Origin of the sequence: Reyranella soli, from assembly GCF_007992495.1 — a bacterium.
Taxonomy (GTDB): Bacteria; Pseudomonadota; Alphaproteobacteria; order Reyranellales; family Reyranellaceae; genus Reyranella; species Reyranella soli.
In genome coordinates this window covers 1-19,027 of the sequence record NZ_BKAJ01000057.1, presented here as the reverse complement: position 1 = coordinate 19,027, position 19,027 = coordinate 1, and the positions used below count along the sequence as shown (strand labels likewise).

Sequence of the window (19,027 nt, the reverse complement as noted above, 5' to 3'; positions counted from 1 at the left end):
GCCCGCCTACGATGGGTCATGGTTCAGCTAGTGGTGTCGTGGCTCATCAGTGAGGGGAGGTTACGCGAAACCGCACCGCGCACCCCAACAAGGGGCTTTGGCGCAACCGGCGGCAGCGAGGCAGGCGGCTCGTGAAACTCGCGCTCACACTGACCGCGTGCCTCGGCCTCGCGGCTCTTTGGGCTGCGAGTTGGCTCGTCATACTGTCCGCGGTGCCTCTGTGGGCCATCATCCTGATAGTTCTGGTGGTCGTCGCGGTGGCGGCGAGCAACCCATGACTCAGGATTGACCGGCTGCCGTTTGCATAAGGGGGCGCCCGAAAGCCGACCAGTTGTCGGCCGGTTCCTCGAAGGCGTGGATGGCGGCGTCTACGAGATCGACCGCGCGGCGATAGCTGCAAGGCCCCAGATAGAGCAACTCTTCTGACATGTGAGGCACGGCTTGCCTGGCAGGCGGATGATGGCCATCACGGGCTGACAACAGCTTCAGTCTGCAATGCACAGAGACGCGCACGCTCACCTCCATACCCTTCAGTCCGTCGTGGGCTCTCATCGGCCAGCCGCCACGCCACCTCAATTTCCTCTCGCCTGGTGCTACGGGAAACGCGCGCAACGACTGAGGGTCGCACGTCACGCCATAGATGCGGCTGTACTCGAGCATGCTGACGCGAGCACCCGCTGCCGACACTGTGGAGCCGATTTTGATCAAGCGGTTCTCGGGCGAGTGCCAGCAATAGATGATCATTTCATCTACTCCAGGCTGCCGGGGCCACCAGAACGCCCCTTCCATCGGGTCCAATTGATCGGTCTCCGCATCATCACGCTCTCTCTATGCTGACGTTCGTGCCCCCGTTTCCGTGGTGGCTCATTGTCGCCATTTTACCGGATAGCCCTCGGCCCCTCTTCGGACTTTCGCTGACCTGACGACCGCTGTTCGACAAGGCGCGCTCAGCCGGGTTAGACGCCTTGGTCTGACGGGAGAGTTCATGCTGCCGAATATGTTCGACCGTTTTCGCCTGACCAACCGAACGGCTCTGGTAACAGGGGCCCGCCGCGAAATCGGCCGCGCCATCGCTCTCGCCCTGGCCGGTGCCGGAGCCCGGCTGGCCATCCATCATGCCGGCACCGCCGAGGAAGCAGCCGACGCCGACGACGTGGTGCGGCAGGTCGAGGAGAGCGGCGGCACGGCGCGCGCGTTCGGCCAGGACTTTGCCCTGGATGATGCGGGGCACGGTTTGGCCGCGGCGGTCACGGCCTGGTCGCCGGTCGATATCCTGGTGTTGAACGCCTCCATCGAGCTGCCCGAGCCGTACCAGGCCATCACGCGCGAGCGGTTCGACCGGCAGATCGCGGTCAACCTGCGCAGCCCGCTGGAATTGTTGCAGGCCCTGGTTGCGCCCATGGGTGCTCGCGGCTGGGGTCGCGTCGTGACGATCGGCAGCGTGCAGCAGGTCCGCCCACATCCGCAGATGATGGTCTATGCCGGGACCAAGGCAGCGCAGCTCAACTGGGCATGGAATCTGGCGCGCCAGTTTGGCGGTCAGGGCGTCACGGTGAACAACCTGGCGCCCGGCGCCATCCTGACCGCGCGCAACCGCGCGCAAAGCTGGCGATTGACGGATCGACGTTGGGTCCAGTGTCACGACGGAACGCCACCATGCCGACCAGTAGCGGCCGGGGAAAGCTGGACTTAGACGTAGGGCACTCTCGAAATACCTTGCAGCGTCATTCTCGCCAAGCACGAGCGCTACCCAGCCCCGCCAGTTCCATGCACTAAAATGATTTGGATCGGAGGCAATGGCCCGATCCAGCAAGTTAGCTGCTTCCTCGGGGCTCGTTAACATTAAGGCCGATCCCGCCAGAGCAAGTGCCTGCGGATCGCTATTGTCGACGCCCATAGCTCGGCGAGCTGACTTCGCTGCTTCTGCAAGGTCGCTTGGGTTGTCGGTACTCCAGCCCCATTCCACCCTCCGCTTGAAGCACTCGGCCGCGAAGGCGAGCGGCAGTGCCCACTCGGGATCAAGCTCTACGGCCTTTCGAAATAGTGCAATCGCTTCGTCGTCGGCCTCGCGCGTGTATTTGGCGACTTGCGCCCTGCCCCGCAAATAATAATCGTAGGCTACCAAGCTCGCGGTTGGCTTACGGCGCGAGCGTTCTATCTCGGCCTGCACAAGTGTGGGCTGCATGGCAACCACTACGCCTGACGCAATGCGGTCCTGCATGTCGAAAATGTCGTCGAGCGCGCCGTCGAACCGGTCAGCCCAAACATGGGTGCCAGTCGCTGCCTCGACGAGCTGGCCAGTCAGCCTGACCTTGTTGCCCGCCTTGCGAACACTTCCCTCAAGCACGTAGCGGACGCCGAGGTTCCGTCCGACTTGCCGCACGTCAACCGGCTTGCCTCTGTAGGTAAAGGAGGAGTTGCGCGCGATCACGAACAGCCCCTTGTTACGCGACAGCGCGGTGATGATGTCCTCGACGATCCCATCGGCGAAGTACTCTTGCTCGGGTTCGCCGCTCATGTTCTGGAATGGCAGCACCGCTATCGAGGGCTTGTCGGGCAACGCAGAAGCAGTCGCCTGGTTGTCGATCTTCGTTCCTCCCATCACGAAAACCTGCACCGGGCGCCGGATGTTCTTCAGCTCGATCGCGCCCTTGTCCACGAAGCCAAGATCGAGCTTGTCTCGCACCTGCTCATGCACCGCGCGTGTGATGGCGACGCCACCGGGCTCCGCGATGCCCTCGACACGAGCCGCAACGTTCACCCCATCGCCCATCAGTTCGTCGCCCTGGACCACGACGTCGCCGAACAGCCGTCCGGCGTGCTTGGCTATGTGGGGCTCGATGTTCTCCGTTCGCAGTGCTTCCAGCTGAGCCAGTGTTCCGGCCTCGTCGCTGCCCATGAGCTTCGAGTAGCCCACCACATCGGCCACCAGGATCGCAGCGAGGCGGCGTTGCTCGGTCATTCGGGCATCCCTGCAATCCGCAGGCCTTGGCCGAACTTCGCTAGAGCTGACTCATCAGCGATCGCGAGCCGTTGTGCGAGCGTCGAGAGCCGTGTCTCTGGATCGAACTGCCGGTGTGTAATCCAAGCTCTTCGTGCTGCCTCATCTCGGCCCGCGAGCGCGAGCACTGCAACCAAAACGCGGTGCGCTGTTACGTGATGAGGTAATAATCTGAGTGAATTCTCGGCCCAGCTGACCGCCTCGTCGTAGCGACCGGCGATGAAGTGCGCTGCTGCCATCTGGCCATGCGCCAAAAACATAAAGGCGTCTCGCGGACTCAGTCGTATGGCACGCTGGAGATCCGCTATCGCCAGTTCTGGTTGGCCAAACCGGTTGCGATTTGTGCCGCGCCAGATCCAGCCAACGGCGAGATTAGGGTCAAGTTGGACAGCCTCCTCAAGCAGTGCCGCTCCCTCTTCATAATGCCTGCAAACGAACCCTAGGGAGTGTCCCGAAAACGCAAGCACTCGGGCGTCATGTCGATCCGGCGCAGAGCGGTACGTGATGCATTCTCAGCTGCGGCCTCGTTCTGCGTGGGGTTACTGTCGCGCGCCATAGACTTGGTGGCTACACAACGGAAGGCCTCCGTCGCCCACGCTATGGCCAGTTTTGGGTCAACCTCTACCGCCTTAGGAGCAAAGTCTGTGCTTCATCCAGATTTTCTCGACTGTAGCCTGGCAAGGCAGCAAGGCCTCGGAGGTAGTAATCGTAGGCCTCGAGGTTGCCGACCTTGCGCGTAGCGCGGCTGATCTCTGCTTCTGCGACAGCTGGCGCAATCTCACCAACGACGCGACTGACAATCTGATCCTGCAGATCGAAGATGTCCTCCAGTGCGCCATCAAAGCGATCTGCCCACAAGTGCGCGCCCGACTGGGCATCGATGAGCTGGCCAGTGATCCGAACTCTTGCCCCCGCCTTGCGGACGCTGCCTTCCAGGACGTAGCGGACGCCGAGTTCACGCCCTACTTGTCTGATGTCGGGAGACTTGCCCTTGTATGAGAAGGTGGAGTTCCGCGCGATCACGAACAGGGCCTTGGTTCGGGACAATGCAGTGATGATGTCCTCGACCATTCCGTCCGCAAAGTACTCCTGCTCCGGATCGGCGCTCATGTTCTGGAACGGAAGGACGGCGATGGAGGGCTTGTCGGGCAGTGACAGCGGTGCCTGCGGCGCGATCGAGGGCGTGATAGTTGCACCTGATGTCACCGGCAGTTGCCAATCCGATGGCTTCCACCTAACGCTGAATGCCTGAACGGGGCGATCGATGTTCTTCAGGGCAAGATTGCCCAGATCGTCAAAAGTCGCCTTCAACCGGCCCGTCACGGCTTCATGAACCGTCCTCGAGATCACAATGCCTCCGGTCGGAGCTTCCGCCTCAAGCCGAGCAGCGACATTCACGCCATCTCCGTAGAGGTCGTTTCCGTCCACGATAAGGTCGCCCAGGTGCAGGCCCATGCGGAACACCAGAGCGGTGTCCTGTGACTGGTCGCGGTTAGCCTCGGCCATGGCTTGCTGGAACTCGATGGAGGCACTTAGCGCATCAACGGCACTGCCGAACTCGACCAGGGCACCGTCGCCGGTCAGCTTGACCAGCCGGCCCCCGTATTTGGCCAGAACGGGATCGAGGTGTTCAGACCGGTTCTTGCGCAGGCGCGCCAAAGTACTGCTCTCATCGCGCCCCATTAGGCGGGAGTAGCCGACGACGTCAGCAGCAACGATTGCCGCCAGTTTGCGCTGCTCACGCCAACGGCATCCCCCTAGATCGATGCTGAAATCGTAGGGCTACTATGGGAGCCACGCAACAGACCTACTGCGGCGACTTGGGGGCCTCGCCTGGCGCGCATGCCTATCGGCGGTGTCGCTGAGCTGGTCGTCGCAGGAGCACTGGTGGCATCAATGCCGGACGCTAGATTGGCGTTGCTCCGGTAGCGGCCAGTCCTGCGGCAGATCCAGCATACGCGCCAACATTTCCATCAGCTCATCCGGCTCGAAGGGCTTGGCAATCAAGGGAGCCCCCCGGTATTCGGTCGGAACCGCCGCGTCGGGATAGCCGGTGAGGAAAACGAATGGAATGCGCCTTGCTGACAGGATGGCGCAGACCGGGAAACACGGCCGGCCATTGAGGTTGATGTCCAGGATGGCGCCGTCGAGCGCACGCTCGCGGGCCATTTGCATGGCGCTTTCCAACCGGCCGACAGGACCCATCGGCTCGAGGCCGCACTCGCTCAGAACTCAGCCACGACCTCAGCCATCAACAGGTTGTCGTCACAGACGAGTACCCGGCCTCCGTGCCGCGCACGACCGCTGCTTTGCATCGGCTCACCCCACCCACTCGAGCCTGAGTTTAGCAGAAACGGCTTACACACGCCTATCCGCGCCAGCCTCGGTCTGCCGTTCGACTAAACAAACGGCTGTTCGGCGAGAAGGCCGCCCTCAGGCTGCAGGAAGAGCGGCGTTAGAAACGACGCCTTGAGGAATATCGCTGACCAGCGGTTCCAGCACAGTGTAGGTAGCGGACGCAACTGCCGCTAATCGAACGCGCGCCTACAGCGCTGAGAGGTGCGAGCGCCCTCACTGCGGGCCGACGAGTTAGCCGGATCTGGAACCTAGAAGTACATTCCAGGTTTATGGCAGGGTCATACTTTAAAATGAGGACCGGCCATGCGCATCGTCACAACGATGGCGTGCTGCATGCTCTTCTTTCTTGCCACAAAAACTGTCGCCGCTCAGGCGCGGCAATACATCTGGTCGGACATAGACTGCCGGCAATCACGCATTGCTGCTTGGGCGGGGCGAAAATGCCGAGCGACCAACGTCATAACGAGCGAAGGGAGCATTGGCGTCCTCCGTCAGTGGGCCGCGTTGGAACAAGCCGGGACGGCTATTACGCCCACCTCTTCCTGTGGGAGGCTCAAAACAGTTTCTCTTATCTTTCCACCGACGAGACGACGGCAGACTTCGTAAAAGGGATATTTGAGTATGGTAAGTCGGTCGCGCAGGTCTCGCCGGTCGCTCGCTACAAAGATGCCGACTACGTCAGTTTCAAGGATGGCAAGGCGGGCCGGACCTGCATCGGGTTCCGGCGCGTGGGCAGACCGCAACGCGGCGGATACGACGCGCTGACCGGCGGCATCCTCTGCGCACCACTGGGTAAGACCATCACTGATGCCGAACTTTCCGTATTCATTGACAAGGCACAACTTCAGCCAGCGGTCCGGTGACGTTATGTGACGCAATTCGCGTCAGCGACAAACCTCAAGCGGCAATCGCTGGCTGTACGCTGCGGTTAGGCAGTCTGCTGAACTCTTAAACTGGTCGCGGCTGAAGTACACTGCACGCAACTGGTAGGCGCGGGGCGTTTCCTCACGGGAAGCGGCCGCCATGAAGTCGGCCCACGACCACCCCCCAGACCCCGCGAACGAGCCATCCGCCCCCGAGGCCGCCCCATTCGCCGCCGCCCCGTTGGATGCGCCACTGCCTGTGGCAATGCCCAGGCTGGGAGGACCGGCAAGGGGACCGACTGCACTCGGCGCGCCAACGCCTCCGTTTCCACCGCTGCTAACACCCACGCCGGCACCCGTTGCGCCATTGCCTGCGCTGGCCGCAGCGGAACCGCCTGAGCCGCCGCCACCCGCACCGCTTCCGCCGGCCCCGCCGGCTGCTCCACTTCCGCCACCCCCGCCTCCGGCACCGCCACCTCCGGCGCCACCAGCTCCGGCACCAGCTCCAGCTCCTCCCGCACCGGCACCACCAGCAGCTCCAGCTCCCGCGCCGCCACCTCCGGCACCGCCACCCCCGGCGCCACCAGATCCAGCTCCGCCGCCTCCGGCACCAGCACCACCGCCGGCGCCTGCACCGGCTCCGCCAGCACCGCCGCCGTTCCCGCCTCCGGCTCCGCCGCCGTTACCACCGCCGTTGCCGCCGCCATTACCACCGCCGTTACCGCCACCGCTATTACCTTGGCACTCATTAATTGCAGCGCTGTCCAACACCGCCTCGGCAAGTACCGGGCTATCGCTGGCACGTTGGAAGAGCGGTTTTGACTGCGCAGCGAGCCCTAGGCAAAGAGTAAGAGCAGTGATCGGAAGGCCGACCGATACGGCGCGGGCCACGCGCCTGGATAACGATCGGCGGTCTTGCATCTCGGGCTGACGATCGCTTGTCGTTAGTTGAATACTCACCTTCTGCGCCTCCGAACGACGTCGATGGTTTGGATGGGTGTGACGGTTACTGCAGGAATGGCGGAGGCGGCCTAAAGTTGTCGATGATCGGCAAGAATTGCAGCGCCTGGGGAGGGCGTTGGCGCGTCGCTGCAGCTTCCGAAGAGGCCACCGTGCGAAGCCGCGCCTCCTGGACACCCGCTCCGGCTCACGTTGCAGCTGTCAGGAGTGCGTGAGGTAGCTGGTCGTGGAAGCGATTGCATCTGACGTGGACCGAGGACGCGTCAGGTTTCGTACCAATGACACGGGACGACAGCCGGCAAAGCAGGATCTTGCAGCCGATGCCAGCCTATCGCGATGTGATCAAGAACGGTTCCAAGGTGGAACGTGGATGGGCGGCCGGCAGTTAGTAGAGCCGGCAATGAAGGGACGCGTCGCGTTGGGAGGGGAGGCCGGGTGAGCTGTCCACCCGGTTTCCGCGACCTGCTTGGTAGGTAATCGTGGAACAAACACCCGACACGCTGGTGTCGGCCTGCCAAGTTGCAAGCCTTATCGCGGCCGGCTTGCTGCTGCCGTCTGCATTGATCGACCTGGCATCGACACCGACTTTGTCGGCAGCCTGCTGTATGCCGTGCTAGCGGCGTTCGCGATCCCGTTGTTTGTCACGGTTTGGAAGGCTCAGGACCAGAAGTAGCCCACGAGGGGCTGCCGGGGACGGGTCACGCTGGATCTTTGATCCAGCTAGCTCGCAAGCGTTACGCCCGCCTTGCAATGCGAGTTCCAATCAAAACTGAAAGGGACATCGCGTCTGATAAATCGCACGCTCGCGGCAACGAACTGTCTTGCTCGATGTTGGTGGGATGCTAGCTAATTTACCCCCGTTTGTTAGCTGGCGGGTCCGGCTCCCACCTGAACACCCCTGTGACGCGGTGGGCGTCGGACCTCTCCTGAGCAGCGCAGGGGCCGGACCAGTGCGACGGGGCGCCGGGTCCGCACTTTCCACCATCAGCGCGACCAACCGTCTCGAGAGCGTTGAAGAGCGCCTCAGGCGACAGCGCCTTGTTCCCAAATCGGTTCAATTGTTTCAGTTGCTCTGGTTCGGCGGGACGGCCGTCGGCAGCGCGTATGATGTCGTCGTAGCTGTGAAAGGGACAATCTAGAGGCATTCTACTGATGTTCGCGGCGGCAGCAGCGCTCATGTATTGCGCAGTGCGGCGGCGCAGTAATTTCGCTCGGCTGTTGCTCATTCCCTTCCTCGTCGTGACCGTGGTTGAAGTGCTTTCCCACCGGGGATCGGAAACGGCGCCATCGGGAGCGTGGCTGGCGGTTTTCCAGCTCGGGCTCATGGTGGGCAGCGTCGTTCCTCTTCAGGTCAGCGCCGGGGTCATGCGTCCGGTTATTTGAAGGTGCGATGGTGTCCGCCCCCGGCAGCAGCTCAGCCCGCAGCATGTCCAGCTCGGCTTGGCCCTCGACCGCAAACAACGTGACGGCGCGACCGCCGCAGGCCTTGCAGACGAATGGCCGGGCGTAGAGCGACGAGCAGTCGTCTACATCTGTGCGCAGCAGGCGGAAGGGCACAAGGCGGCGGTGGTCATTACCGCAGTGGGCGACGAAAGGCAGGCCGCTACGGCCGCAGGCTGCAGAACTGGGAGCATCGACGGGCAGTTGGCGCATCGTTCCAAAGTAATGCCGGCGGCCGTAGCGGTCTTGTGCATGCACATGCTAGCACTGTGCGACATGCGGGCGCGCTGCAGTGCATGCAACTCGCTCGTCGCGGCCTTGAGATGACGTTAGCAGCGGCTTGCGTTCCGGTCGCAGCTCGGTTGGCCACCTCCGTGCTGTAACTGCCGACGGTGCGACTTTCAGTGTTCGCGAACCAGTACACGACTAAGGCCGCGAAGACCAACCCACCGAACCACCTCATGGCCTTGGCCTTGTTCATCGTCTTCCCCATGTCAAAAAGCGCAGTACGTAAGGCGAGATGATGAATTCCTACGCGGGGGAGATCGACGCGTGGGAGGTCGCCGCGACGTTGGCAACGTCAGAAACAACAGGCCAGAGCTGGTGACGAGGGTGGGTCCCGCGCCGTAGCGACGTCAATGGAGGGCTGAAGGTCGCGACTATTTGGGCTTCCAGTCTCGCGCCAACCGCTGCGCCTCCGCGATCTGTTGGGAGGTCATCATCGAGGCAATTTGATCACGCCAACCGACAGCATCTGGCTCCGCAGCGGATGCGGCGAGGTTCAGCCATTTGTGTGCGAGAACGTAGTCCTGTGGAACTCCCTGCCCCCGGAAATATAAGAGACCCAGCATGGACTGGCATGCAGGGTCGCCTCTGTCAGCTCCCATCTCGTACCATCTCGCGGCTTTCGAGTAGTCTCGAGGTCCGTCGGGCCAACCATGTACATGTTGGTAAGGATCATCAGGGCCTGCATATCGCCTTTCTCGGCGGCCTTCGAGTACCAGCGCACCGCCTCGCCCACGTCCTTTTGGACCCCGCGACCACCACGGTGATACATCGTGGCGACACTGAATAGCGCAGTGGGCTCACCTTGTTCTGCTAACGGTCGGTAGATCTTCATGGCCGTCGCGTAGTCGCCATCCCTTAAGGCGGTTGCCGCCACAAGACGGGACTCCCAGTAGTCCGACAACTGCGCTCGGGCCGGCAACGCAAATTCAAACAGAGCCAAATAGATCATTGCCCATCTGATCATACGGTCAGCTCCAAGAACGTCATGACGCCGGGTCTCCTCGGGGGCGTCCTCCGCGCTCATCAGATCTATCTCGAAGTGAGTTGCCTCGGATCGCTCGCCACGATCTCGGGTTTGCCCTTGTACGATTGTATTTGGCCAGTCGCGCATAGGCGCTTCCCCAGATACTGCACCTCTGGCGAGCCGAATTTCGCTCGATCGCTGCCCCAGATCATGATGGTAAACACTTGGTTCGGATAGGGCTTGTCCAGGTTCAGAAACGTTGACTGGCCCTTCGTGCGGGTCGCATAGTTGGCGGAAGCGACAGTGCCACAGACGGTAGCTGTCTCCCCGATATGCGATGCCGCCTGCTGCGAGTTGAGTTCGGCCGCTGCCGATGGAAAAGACAGCCCTCCACTGACCAACGCAACGACTAAAGCCAATTCCCTCATGGCCTCCCCCGATTGGTCGTGTTGTGCGACAATAGTCTTCGAGTATTCGGGGGCCAGATGAAACTCAGGATTGCACTAGCATCGTTGGCATTGATGGCAAGCTCTCCGACAAGCTGCTGGGCTTGGGGCGCGACTGGGCACGAATGGATCAGCGGTATCGCCATCGAGAAGCTGCCCGATAGCTTGCCGGCCTTTCTCCGTACCTCAGAGGCCGTGGCTGAGATTGCCGTCATGGGGCGGGAATTGGACCGCTCGAAGGGCGCCGGCAAGACCCATGACGCCGAACGCGACCCAGCCACTTCGTCGACCTAGGCGACAACGGCGAAGTCATGGGCGTCGTGCCGCTGGCAAATCTGCCGCCAACGCGCGAGGCGTACGACACCGAGCTACGCGCCAGGGCTTCACGCAGTACCAGGCCGGGTACCTGCCTTACGCCACCGTCGATGGCTGGCAGCAGATCAAGAAGGACTTCGCTTACTGGCGCGCGCTTACCAAGGCGATCGAGACGGCGGCGACGCCAGAGGAACGAGCGTGGTTCGAGGCTGACCGCAGATTGCGCGAGAAGATCACGCTGCACGACATCGGGATCTGGAGCCACTACGTCGGTGATGCGTCGCAGCCCCTGCACGTCAGCGTCACTTCAACGGCTGGGGCAATTTTCCGAACCCCGGTGGCTATACGGACAGCAAAAAAGATCCACGCCTACTTCGAGGGCGAGTTCGTCAAGGGTAACCTGTCACGCCAGGCGGTCGCGGCCGAGGTCGACCCCTTCCAGTCCTGCAACTGCTCGATCGAGGACCAGACCCGCGCGCTTCTGCTGACCTCCCTCGCCCAGGTCGTGCCGCTGCATACGCTCGAGAAGGAGGGCAGCTTCAAGCGCGGCGACCCGCGCGGGATCGCGTTCGCTGAGGCGAGGTTGGCCGCCGGCGTGACGGCGTTGCGCAACATGATTGTCGAGGCCTGGCTCGACAGCGCACAGACGCCGATCGGCTATCCGATGGTCAACGTGCGGGACATCGAGAGCGGCAAGGTGTGGGTGACGCGGGAGCTGATGGGGGCGGATTGAGGCGTGCACGTCACCCACCTCCTTCAGCGCCCAGCCAGCGTTCCAAATCTTGGTCATGTGTCGGATCTTGTCGACGTCAAAGCTCATGCAACAGACGTAATCCGAGCGAGTGCTTTTCCCCGTCGGCGGTGGGCCGCCGGGTCACCTTGGCGACGTGGCGAATGGCCTCACCATGGTGTTGTGGAAGGCCGCGACTTGCCAGCGCCCATCCTGTTTGGCGAGAACGCGCAGGCTAAGCTCTTGATGAGGCGGCAGGGCAGCGCCGTCGGGTGCGACCAGGCCGCTCAACTCGTTCGTGACATGAACCAGGGCCATATCCGGCCGGAGAAAGCGGATCGAAACGCTGAGCGTCCGGTGCATGGCCGTCTTTGCCCGTGTCTCAAAGATCGAGGTCAGGCCCTTCTCAATTGCCGGCTGGCCCTCCATGACCTCGCCGCGAACGGTGACCAGGCGCGCCTCCGGCATGTACATACGGCTCGCGGCGCGGCCGTCATGGCTGTTGAACCCTTCAGTCATGTCCGTAATTACCTGCCGGACCGCCTGCTCGTCCGCTGTCGCTCCCATCTGCTGGGCTCCCGCCACGACGACATAGCCCGCCAGAGCGCTCACTCCTATGATGGCGGCGCAGGCTGCTCTCCTCAAACGCTTCATGGCTTCCTCCGTTTGTCGAAGCGGCGATGCATTGCCACCCGGTGAGCGTGGGTTATCATCGGACTGGCACCCGCGGGAGCCGCAACTCTGCGAACAGCAGTGGCAGGAATGCGAGGGGCAGGTGTTCGACTGGAATGATTTGCGTCACTTCCTGGCCCTTGCCCGCTGCGGAAGCATGGGCGCAGCCGCGCTGTCGATCGGTGTCGATCAGTCGACTGTGCAACGTCGTATCGCTGCCCTGGAGAAATCGATCGGACGGCCGCTGGTCGAGCGGCGATCCGGCGGCTACGGGCTTACCGCGCAAGGCGAGCTTCTGCTTGCCGATGCCGAACAGGTCGAGACGGCGGTCGATGCGCTGCAGCGCCGGATCAGGGCGCTCGACGGCTCGGGCCAAGGCCACGTCCGAGTCGCCAGCCTGGTGACAGTGGGCCAGCGCATCATCAGGTCGGGCTTCATCGAGCGCTTCCAAAACCTGTATCCCGGTATCACAGTCGAGATGTTGATGGGGCAGCGCGTGGCTGATCTCGCCAGAGGCGAGGCCGATGTTGCTATCCGCGGCGGCGGCGACGGCGGAAGCGATGCACTGATCGGTTTGAAGCTCGTCGATCTCCCCTGGGGCATCTATGCCAGCCGCGACTTCGTCGAGCGCCACGGCAAGCCGCACAGCGTGGTGGACCTTGACCGCTTTGGCATCATCGAATTGGCGGATGAGCTGGAAAGAGTACCGGCGGCGCGATGGATGCAAGCGCACGCGCGCGGCGCACCGATCGCCGCCCGTTGCGGGAACGTCCCGAGCGCTGTTCTGGCGGTGAAGGCTGGAGCGGGGCTTGCCGCGCTACCGACCGTGCATGCCGCCAGAGAGGACGATCTCATCTGCGTGCTGGGCCCGCTACCGGAACTTGCCTATCCCATGTACCTGTTCGTGCATAAAGACTTGCGCCGGGCGGCTCGGATCAGCGCCTTCTTCGAGTTCTGTCAGCGCGAGCTGAAGCCGGTCCTCCTGACCGGTGTAATGAGAGCCACTCTCCAGTGTTAGCGCGATGCCGCATGCGCCGGTGCAGTGCGTGGTCTGTGGCCTGCTATCCCGCAATCGGCTGCCGCTGCAGGCTCCCTGTCGAACGCTATACGCATCTTCTCACATCGTCGCAGATCGCCGAGCTGTATCGGCTGACTATGCCGGATCAGCCGCCTAGTTTGACAATCACGCCAATACGGCGTGCTCGGATGAGCCTTGACGCCTCGATCTCTAGCGATGAGAACAGCACCGCGCTTGTCAGCAGATTGAGACGTCGTTGAAACCAAGTCTTTCCAAGAAGGTCGTCGTTGCAGCTGTCCTGGGCAATGCCCTAGAGTTCTACGATTTCGCAGCCTACGCCTTCTTTGCCGTCTATATCGGCCAGGCGTTCTTTCCGGCGTCGACACCTATCGCCAGCTTGTTGCTTTCGCTGGGTGTGTTCGGCGTCGGCTTCGTCTTCCGCCCGCTCGGCGGTGTCCTGATCGGGGCTTTTGCCGACAGCGCCGGCCGCCGGCCAGCGATGCTGCTCACCATCGTCCTGATAACGACGGGAACGGTGGGGCTTGCCCTTACGCCCTCTTACAGTTCCATTGGCTTGGCGGCACCTATCATCGTCATCCTGTGCCGACTGGTGCAAGGACTGGCGATCGGCGGCGAAGTCGGGCCCGCGAGCGCCTTCCTCATCGAGATCGCGCCAAGCGGCCGGCGCGGCCTCTACGGTAGCTGGCAGCTCGCAAGCCAAGGGCTGGCGGCGCTGGCTGCAGGGACAATCGGCTTTGTTCTTTCCCTGCTGCTTGACAAGGCGGATCTCGCCACCTGGGGCTGGCGCGTGCCGTTCTTGCTGTCGCTCCTGCTCGTGCCGGTCGGGCTCTACCTGCGCCGGATGATGCCCGAGACGCTCGAGAAACGAGCAACAACTGCACCATCCTGGGGTATCGCGCTCGGCCAACAGATCCGGTTGCTGGTGATCGCCGTTCTCATCATCCTGGGTGGTACAGTGTCGACCTATGTCGGCGTCTACATGACCACCTACGCCATCGCTACATTGCACCTGCCGCCGTCGACAGCGCTCATGGCGACTGTCGTCGGTGGGCTAACCACCACCGTCTTTGCTCTCCTCGGCGGTTGGATGAGCGACATCTACGGCAGGCGGTTTATTATCCTGGCACCACGAGTTCTCACGGCGTTTGTGACCGTTCCATCATTCCTCCTGCTCAATGCCCTTCCTAGTGCTGGAACGCTCTACCTGGCCACTTTCGCGCTCACGGCGCTGACGGCGATGAGCGCAGCCGTGACGCTCACCGCCGTGCCCGAGCTTCTTCCGCCATCTGTGAGGGCCGGCGGGTTTGCAATCGCTTACGCGGCAGGGGCTTCCCTATTCGGGGGCACGACGCAAGTGGTCGTCACCTGGCTCATCGGCGTCACTGGCGATCCCACTTCCCCCGCCTGGTACGTCACGGGTGCCGCACTCGTGAGCATCATCGCAATCCTTGCTCTGCCGGCTTCAGGACAGCCAAACGCAAATTCTGTCCGAGACTTGCGGTGACAGAACTGCGCGGGGACGCCACCAGCCAACCCGCGGACCATTGGTCATGGTGGGCTGGGGCCTGTGCCGTTCTGACTGAAGGCTGGTCAAGCTCGGGAAACAGCCCTACAGCACGAGGCCGCGCCTTGGAGGTGCTCCGTCTGGCATCGGCCTTGCTTCGCTACCTCTCGTAGGATGTGCAAATGCCAGAACGCCACGAGTGTCGCGCAAAAGGTATCACCGACGGTCAGCCGAGAGGTCGGATGGTTGAGAGAGCTCGCGAAATCCAGGCGGGCTGCCACCCTAAAGGCGCTCCAGCGGCGTTTGCGTGCCACGCCTCTGTCGAAACCGAAGGCATAGGCAGCTAAGGCGAGGAAGTAGTGTGCGACTAGCCCCTCGCCTGTCCACTTGCGAGCCAGGATGTCGCTGCGGATCTTCGATTTCATCGAACTGATAATCCTCCATGCCTAATTCCTTGATCGGCTCGCCTACACACACCCAGACCTCAGAGCCACATCGGGAGCAGCTAAACCACTTCGTGCGATAGTCCACGTCGAATAGACCCGCAGTTTGGCGCACCGGCGACAGAGGTCGCATCGCACCAACATAGGCCCAAACTTTTGTTCAGAGCGCGGAAGGTGAAGGGCTTGTAAGGCCACGGCGCAGTCATGATCGACAGCAATACCTTGCTTATCCCCCGTCCCGTGCATCCATGTACTGGCAAGGTGTGCGGCATGCCGGCGCGCTGCAGTGCCAGCATAACTTGGCAGTGCCCTGCCCCGCCGGGAGAGTTTTCGTGCTTTGTGATTTGGCAGGCGAGCGATGGGGATCGCAGCGTCAGGCACCGGTGAGCGAGTTGAGTATCGATCGGGTTAAGAGCTTGCCAATGCACTTCTGGCCAAAATCGTTGAGATGCAAGCCGTCGAGCTGCACGAACTGGGCGTAGGGCATGCCGTCCTGGTACCAGCCGCGCATGATGTCGAAGCGACGGAACAAGCCAGCGTTATACTCCTTGGCGGCCGTAGCCATGGCCTCTTTGTAGGCTTCTTTGTCGGGCGCGGCGACGACGGCCGGCACGTACTGCAGGTTCATCAGCACGAAATCGGCGCCCAGCGAGTTGCCGAGCGCCAGCCCGTTGCGCAGCCAACGCTCAAACTTGTCGATCGGCATCTGGCGGATGGCGGCGTTGGTCCTGGTCTGCCAGACTACTAGCGAGGCCGTGTTCTCCTTCAGCTCCGACTGCAGGCGGGCGGACATCTCCTCGACATCCTGTCCGCCGATGACGCGGTTGACGACGTCAGTGTCGATGCCGGGCAACGCCTTTCTGAGGCCGATCTCTAGCTGCGCCGGATAGGCATAGGCCGGATTGGACACGCCATAGCTCGAGGCTGACGACGAGCTGAGCGCGACGATGCGCAGCTGCTTGCGCTCGGCGATCGACTTGCGCGCCGCCGGCAGCGAGTTGCCGAGCTCGAGCAGCTCGGGCTTGGCGCGGCAGAGCGTCATCGACTGGGGAAAGGCGCTGGCCGGCAGCAGCAGCGCCAGGACCGCGATCAGCCAAGGCCAGGCATGCAGTCTCACGGCACGGCCTCCGCCGCGCTGGGCGTCCGTCCCGAACCGGCCGATCCTCCGCTCTTGAACCAGGTCGCTGCGCAGATGACGAGAATGCCCGCGAAGCTCACGACGATCTGCGACAGGAGCGACTCCTCGAAGTAGCTGACGACGGACTGGGCGGACAAACGCAAGAAAAGTACCGATGCAGAATATAAGCAACGATTGTTCGCCACACCTGCGAAGGGGGTGGAAGACCGACCAGCGCACTTCGTTATAGGGGGGAACGTGGCCCATCAGCGCTTTTGGCAAGCAGCCACCGCTGTAGCTTTAGCTGCGGCGATCTACCTGTACTTTCACGGTCGCATTTCGGGCTGCCCTGAACAGCAGAGCGGCGCGACCCTCCGCCTCGCGAGGCTCGACGTCGATACAGTTCGAGCGCGCTTCTGCTATTCGAGCGACTGCCGGTTGATCGCCGAACAGATGAACAAGGTCGAGCGAGCCAAATGGCACTGCGAGTAGAAAGTTTGCTGTGACGCCCGTCACGCACGACTGCCGACCCCAAGCGCCGGTCCGTTGAACGGCGTCGGCATCGGCCGGTGAGCGATGCCCCTGCCGTCGATCCTAGTCCAGCGCCTCTCTGAGATCGGCAAGTAAACCGCAAAGCCGTCGGACGCTGGCGTCTGGGCTCTTCGCGCTAGCAAGGTCGTCCGAAAGCAGCCCCGCATAGGCATGACACTGGGCGGCTAGTCCGCGAACGATGGTGGGTTGATCATCCGTAACACCGACCATCCGAAAGCCAGCGAGCCCCCGCACGAGGGCTGCCCGCTCAAGTTCATCGTTCGGCTGGTTCAGATACCGATGGCACAACGCCTCAAGCGTCTGAACATGTTCGGTTAGGCCGCCCATCACTCCCGTTCCCACTGAGCCGAGAGTACAGGCTTTCAGACAATGTAGAACAGCGCGGACCACCTACGCCCTCGCGATGTCACCAAGCGGTCAGGCAAATTTGCAATTGCGACTTAGACGCTATGACGCTCATTTCGCGCTGCACTGTTAGCACGCGCCGTACCATGGCGGCCCGCCGCTGCCGGCGAGGGACAGCGCTGCCAATTCCTTCGCAAGCCGATCCGCCTCAGCCGCGAGGATCGCCTGATTTTCTTCGGCCTCTTGCAACAACCGCTTTGCACCAGCAGCGCGCGGATCGGCTTCCTTTAAGAGGAACACGATTTGGCGTCGTCGCTCTATGTACTTAATTCCGACGGTGAGGTCGGCATTGACTTCCGAGAGGTGCTGTTCAAGAGCCCGCTGGTCCATGTGCCCAAACCCCACGCCATCAGTGACCTGTGGTCATACGTACCGGATGAGGGTGGCATCCCCATCCCCGCCGCCGCGATGCCGCTGCGGCACGCGCCTTGGCCGAGCCCGCAAATCCGATCCTCGCCCTACCTCGGGTCCTTGGGCTCTTTGGGAGCGGTTGGGGGTTCCGTCCCCTGCTCTTGCGGCTGCTGCTGTTGTTGCTGTTGGATGACGGGGCGCGGCGAAGACGTCGATGGAACTGGCTGGCGGTCAGCGTTCCCCTCAAACTCGGCGGCCGCTCGCTCCAGTTCATCGGCATACTGATACAGCAGCGCCTTGTCGGCGTCGTTCGGCTGGGCTCTGCCTAAGCGCGTGGAACGCTGTGCCAGATCGCGCTTTTCCTGAACGGAATTGTCAAAAGGTTTCGCCATGAGATTGCCCTGAGGATCGCCGTCAGGCTCTGCACCCTCATCATAAGCGCAGGCTTCCAATCTCTTACTTACCAATGCATCGCCTTGCGCGATGTCCCAAATTGCACACGCCGCGGCAGCGCATGCGGTCGATCCAGTGCCGCATGGCGCGTGCGCTAAAAAGCGACGGGCGGCCTCGCGACCGCCCGTCACCCACCCAGACCACGATCCCACCAATCCACACAACGCGGCCCACGCATATGGGTCTTACGTTCCAATTCGTGTCGTGGATCAGCCGCTAACAGGAAAAAGCCAAGGCGGCCCCGCATTGAGAGTGTGTGGGGCAAACGCGGGGCCTAACCGCTCGCTGTTGGGATGGGACCTTAGCGAGGGCTGCTGTGGAGTAGCTCAATTGCGGGCTGAGTTTGTGCGACGTGCTGTCCGTGGCTCAGGAGCAAAAGTGGTAGCGCTTGGAACGTCGCGTTCCAGCACGAGCAACGCATAATCGGAAAGGCTTGATCATTCTGACGGCTGCCGGGCGAGCCGCTGCATCACAATAGTCCTTCGCCATCAGAGGGCTTGTGCCGATTGCCGAAGCGCAATTGGCGAGCGCGTTGCCAATCCGGCATCCGTAAGCGCGACGCGACCGCCGGCCTGCTCTCTGACGAAGCCGGCATCGATCAAAGCATCAAGGGCCGAGATTTCGCACTCGTCGGCAGCACAGCTTCTCCCGCCCAAAGCGATGCGGCGCATCAATTCGGCCAAGCCTTTATTCCACGGCGTCACGAAGCCAACATTTGCGCACCCTCATCGTAGGCGCACACTTCCAATATCAAGGCATCGCCCTGCGCGATGTCCCATATTGCACACGTCGCGGCACTCAAGGCGTCGTCTGTCCGTGGCACACTGCGTTCCATGACGGCGGGTACGATGGTCCTATTCAGCGCCAGTGCCCACGCTGAGCCGCGGCCCGCTGTAGAGCGTCGGCATCGGCCGGTGCGCAATACCGCTGCGGTCGATCCAGTGCTGCATGGCGCGAGCCTTGGCGCAAGCCGAGAAGTAGAATAGCCGATACCCTGCATCCTCGCGCCAGCCGGCCATGCTGAAGTGTTCGCCGGCCGCCGCGATGCGCCTCACCATCCCTTCGATCTCATGGCTGTCGGTTACTCGAAACGGGTCGTCGCGCTTGATCTTGGCGCCCTAGGAGT

The 19,027-nt window shown here is 62.3% G+C and carries 21 protein-coding genes and 2 pseudogenes; 6 read left to right on the top strand and 17 right to left on the bottom strand.

The window, feature by feature from the left end; all coding sequences use genetic code 11:
- Window positions 1-279: 279 nt before the first annotated feature.
- Entirely contained in the window at window positions 280-744 is a 465-nt protein-coding gene (locus RSO01_RS16690) for a hypothetical protein (protein ID WP_147150252.1), read from the bottom strand.
- A gap of 241 nt (window positions 745-985) precedes the next feature.
- Here RSO01_RS16690 and RSO01_RS49900 point away from each other — a divergent pair, with 241 nt between their 5' ends.
- Window positions 986-1,693 carry an SDR family NAD(P)-dependent oxidoreductase gene (locus RSO01_RS49900; protein WP_373867917.1) on the top strand — a complete coding sequence of 236 codons (708 nt, stop codon included), beginning with the start codon at window positions 986-988 and terminating at the stop codon, window positions 1,691-1,693.
- A 522-nt stretch (window positions 1,694-2,215) separates the two neighbouring features.
- On the opposite strand, the pseudogene RSO01_RS50310 reads toward RSO01_RS49900, so the two are convergent.
- The 4 genes and pseudogenes from RSO01_RS50310 to RSO01_RS16670 all read right to left on the bottom strand — a co-directional run.
- Window positions 2,216-2,602 (bottom strand): annotated as a pseudogene (locus tag RSO01_RS50310) (hypothetical protein); the annotation flags it as partial.
- A 356-nt stretch (window positions 2,603-2,958) separates the two neighbouring features.
- A complete protein-coding gene (locus RSO01_RS50305; protein WP_170303128.1) occupies window positions 2,959-3,468 on the bottom strand; it encodes a tetratricopeptide repeat protein in 510 nt (169 codons plus the stop codon).
- Window positions 3,469-3,622: 154 nt separating this feature from the next.
- On the bottom strand, window positions 3,623-4,720 hold the full coding sequence (locus tag RSO01_RS16675; protein ID WP_373867919.1) for an adenylate/guanylate cyclase domain-containing protein: 1,098 nt from the start codon (window positions 4,718-4,720) through the stop codon (window positions 3,623-3,625).
- Window positions 4,721-4,894: 174 nt separating this feature from the next.
- Window positions 4,895-5,176 (bottom strand): response regulator, encoded by a 282-nt coding sequence (locus tag RSO01_RS16670; RefSeq protein ID WP_147150249.1) that lies wholly within the window; start codon window positions 5,174-5,176, stop codon window positions 4,895-4,897.
- Window positions 5,177-5,799: 623 nt separating this feature from the next.
- Here RSO01_RS16670 and RSO01_RS16665 point away from each other — a divergent pair.
- A complete protein-coding gene (locus RSO01_RS16665) occupies window positions 5,800-6,222 on the top strand; it encodes a hypothetical protein (protein WP_147150248.1) in 423 nt (140 codons plus the stop codon).
- A 65-nt stretch (window positions 6,223-6,287) separates the two neighbouring features.
- On the opposite strand, the gene RSO01_RS47315 is transcribed toward RSO01_RS16665, so the two are convergent.
- From RSO01_RS47315 to RSO01_RS47305, 5 genes and pseudogenes are all read right to left on the bottom strand, one after another.
- Window positions 6,288-6,971 carry a hypothetical protein gene (locus RSO01_RS47315; protein WP_170303126.1) on the bottom strand — a complete coding sequence of 228 codons (684 nt, stop codon included), beginning with the start codon at window positions 6,969-6,971 and terminating at the stop codon, window positions 6,288-6,290.
- A gap of 1,357 nt (window positions 6,972-8,328) precedes the next feature.
- Complete coding sequence (locus tag RSO01_RS47310) at window positions 8,329-8,835, bottom strand: hypothetical protein (protein ID WP_170303125.1); 507 nt, start codon at window positions 8,833-8,835, stop codon at window positions 8,329-8,331.
- A 446-nt stretch (window positions 8,836-9,281) separates the two neighbouring features.
- Window positions 9,282-9,626, bottom strand: a complete 345-nt coding sequence (locus RSO01_RS49890; RefSeq protein ID WP_373867918.1) for a tetratricopeptide repeat protein — start codon at window positions 9,624-9,626, stop codon at window positions 9,282-9,284.
- Between the two features lie 41 nt (window positions 9,627-9,667).
- Window positions 9,668-9,742 (bottom strand): annotated as a pseudogene (locus RSO01_RS49885) (hypothetical protein); the annotation flags it as partial.
- Between the two features lie 197 nt (window positions 9,743-9,939).
- Window positions 9,940-10,302, bottom strand: coding sequence for a DNA-binding protein (locus RSO01_RS47305; RefSeq protein ID WP_170303122.1), 363 nt, complete (start codon window positions 10,300-10,302; stop codon window positions 9,940-9,942).
- A gap of 274 nt (window positions 10,303-10,576) precedes the next feature.
- On the opposite strand from RSO01_RS47305, the gene RSO01_RS16640 reads away from it, so the two are divergent.
- Window positions 10,577-11,368 carry a hypothetical protein gene (locus tag RSO01_RS16640; RefSeq protein ID WP_147150245.1) on the top strand — a complete coding sequence of 264 codons (792 nt, stop codon included), beginning with the start codon at window positions 10,577-10,579 and terminating at the stop codon, window positions 11,366-11,368.
- Between the two features lie 141 nt (window positions 11,369-11,509).
- On the opposite strand, the gene RSO01_RS16635 is transcribed toward RSO01_RS16640, so the two are convergent.
- Window positions 11,510-12,019, bottom strand: coding sequence for an SgcJ/EcaC family oxidoreductase (locus RSO01_RS16635; protein WP_147150244.1), 510 nt, complete (start codon window positions 12,017-12,019; stop codon window positions 11,510-11,512).
- A gap of 121 nt (window positions 12,020-12,140) precedes the next feature.
- On the opposite strand from RSO01_RS16635, the gene RSO01_RS16630 reads away from it, so the two are divergent.
- Together RSO01_RS16630 and RSO01_RS16625 are read left to right on the top strand one after the other, a co-directional pair.
- The gene (locus RSO01_RS16630; protein ID WP_170303121.1) at window positions 12,141-13,055 is read left to right on the top strand and encodes a LysR family transcriptional regulator; all 915 of its coding nucleotides are present in this window, start codon (window positions 12,141-12,143) and stop codon (window positions 13,053-13,055) included.
- A gap of 256 nt (window positions 13,056-13,311) precedes the next feature.
- Window positions 13,312-14,580 (top strand): MFS transporter, encoded by a 1,269-nt coding sequence (locus tag RSO01_RS16625; protein ID WP_246158489.1) that lies wholly within the window; start codon window positions 13,312-13,314, stop codon window positions 14,578-14,580.
- A gap of 816 nt (window positions 14,581-15,396) precedes the next feature.
- Here RSO01_RS16625 and RSO01_RS16620 read toward each other — a convergent pair.
- Together RSO01_RS16620 and RSO01_RS47300 are read right to left on the bottom strand one after the other, a co-directional pair.
- Window positions 15,397-16,140 carry an SGNH/GDSL hydrolase family protein gene (locus RSO01_RS16620; protein WP_147150241.1) on the bottom strand — a complete coding sequence of 248 codons (744 nt, stop codon included), beginning with the start codon at window positions 16,138-16,140 and terminating at the stop codon, window positions 15,397-15,399.
- Window positions 16,137-16,298: a hypothetical protein gene (locus tag RSO01_RS47300; RefSeq protein ID WP_170303120.1), complete on the bottom strand. Its 162-nt coding sequence runs from the start codon at window positions 16,296-16,298 to the stop codon at window positions 16,137-16,139. The genes RSO01_RS16620 and RSO01_RS47300 overlap by 4 nt, the downstream gene beginning before the upstream one ends.
- A gap of 100 nt (window positions 16,299-16,398) precedes the next feature.
- Between RSO01_RS47300 and RSO01_RS16615 the strand changes: the two genes are divergently transcribed.
- On the top strand, window positions 16,399-16,632 hold the full coding sequence (locus tag RSO01_RS16615; RefSeq protein ID WP_147150240.1) for a hypothetical protein: 234 nt from the start codon (window positions 16,399-16,401) through the stop codon (window positions 16,630-16,632).
- A gap of 534 nt (window positions 16,633-17,166) precedes the next feature.
- Here RSO01_RS16615 and RSO01_RS16610 read toward each other — a convergent pair.
- The 4 genes from RSO01_RS16610 to RSO01_RS16595 form a co-directional block, all read right to left on the bottom strand.
- Window positions 17,167-17,427, bottom strand: a complete 261-nt coding sequence (locus tag RSO01_RS16610) for a hypothetical protein (protein WP_147150239.1) — start codon at window positions 17,425-17,427, stop codon at window positions 17,167-17,169.
- 128 nt (window positions 17,428-17,555) lie between these two features.
- Window positions 17,556-17,840 (bottom strand): hypothetical protein, encoded by a 285-nt coding sequence (locus tag RSO01_RS16605; protein ID WP_170303119.1) that lies wholly within the window; start codon window positions 17,838-17,840, stop codon window positions 17,556-17,558.
- Window positions 17,841-18,389: 549 nt separating this feature from the next.
- A complete protein-coding gene (locus RSO01_RS16600) occupies window positions 18,390-18,605 on the bottom strand; it encodes a hypothetical protein (RefSeq protein WP_170303118.1) in 216 nt (71 codons plus the stop codon).
- A gap of 150 nt (window positions 18,606-18,755) precedes the next feature.
- Window positions 18,756-18,959, bottom strand: a complete 204-nt coding sequence (locus RSO01_RS16595) for a hypothetical protein (RefSeq protein WP_147150236.1) — start codon at window positions 18,957-18,959, stop codon at window positions 18,756-18,758.
- Window positions 18,960-19,027 lie beyond the last annotated feature (68 nt).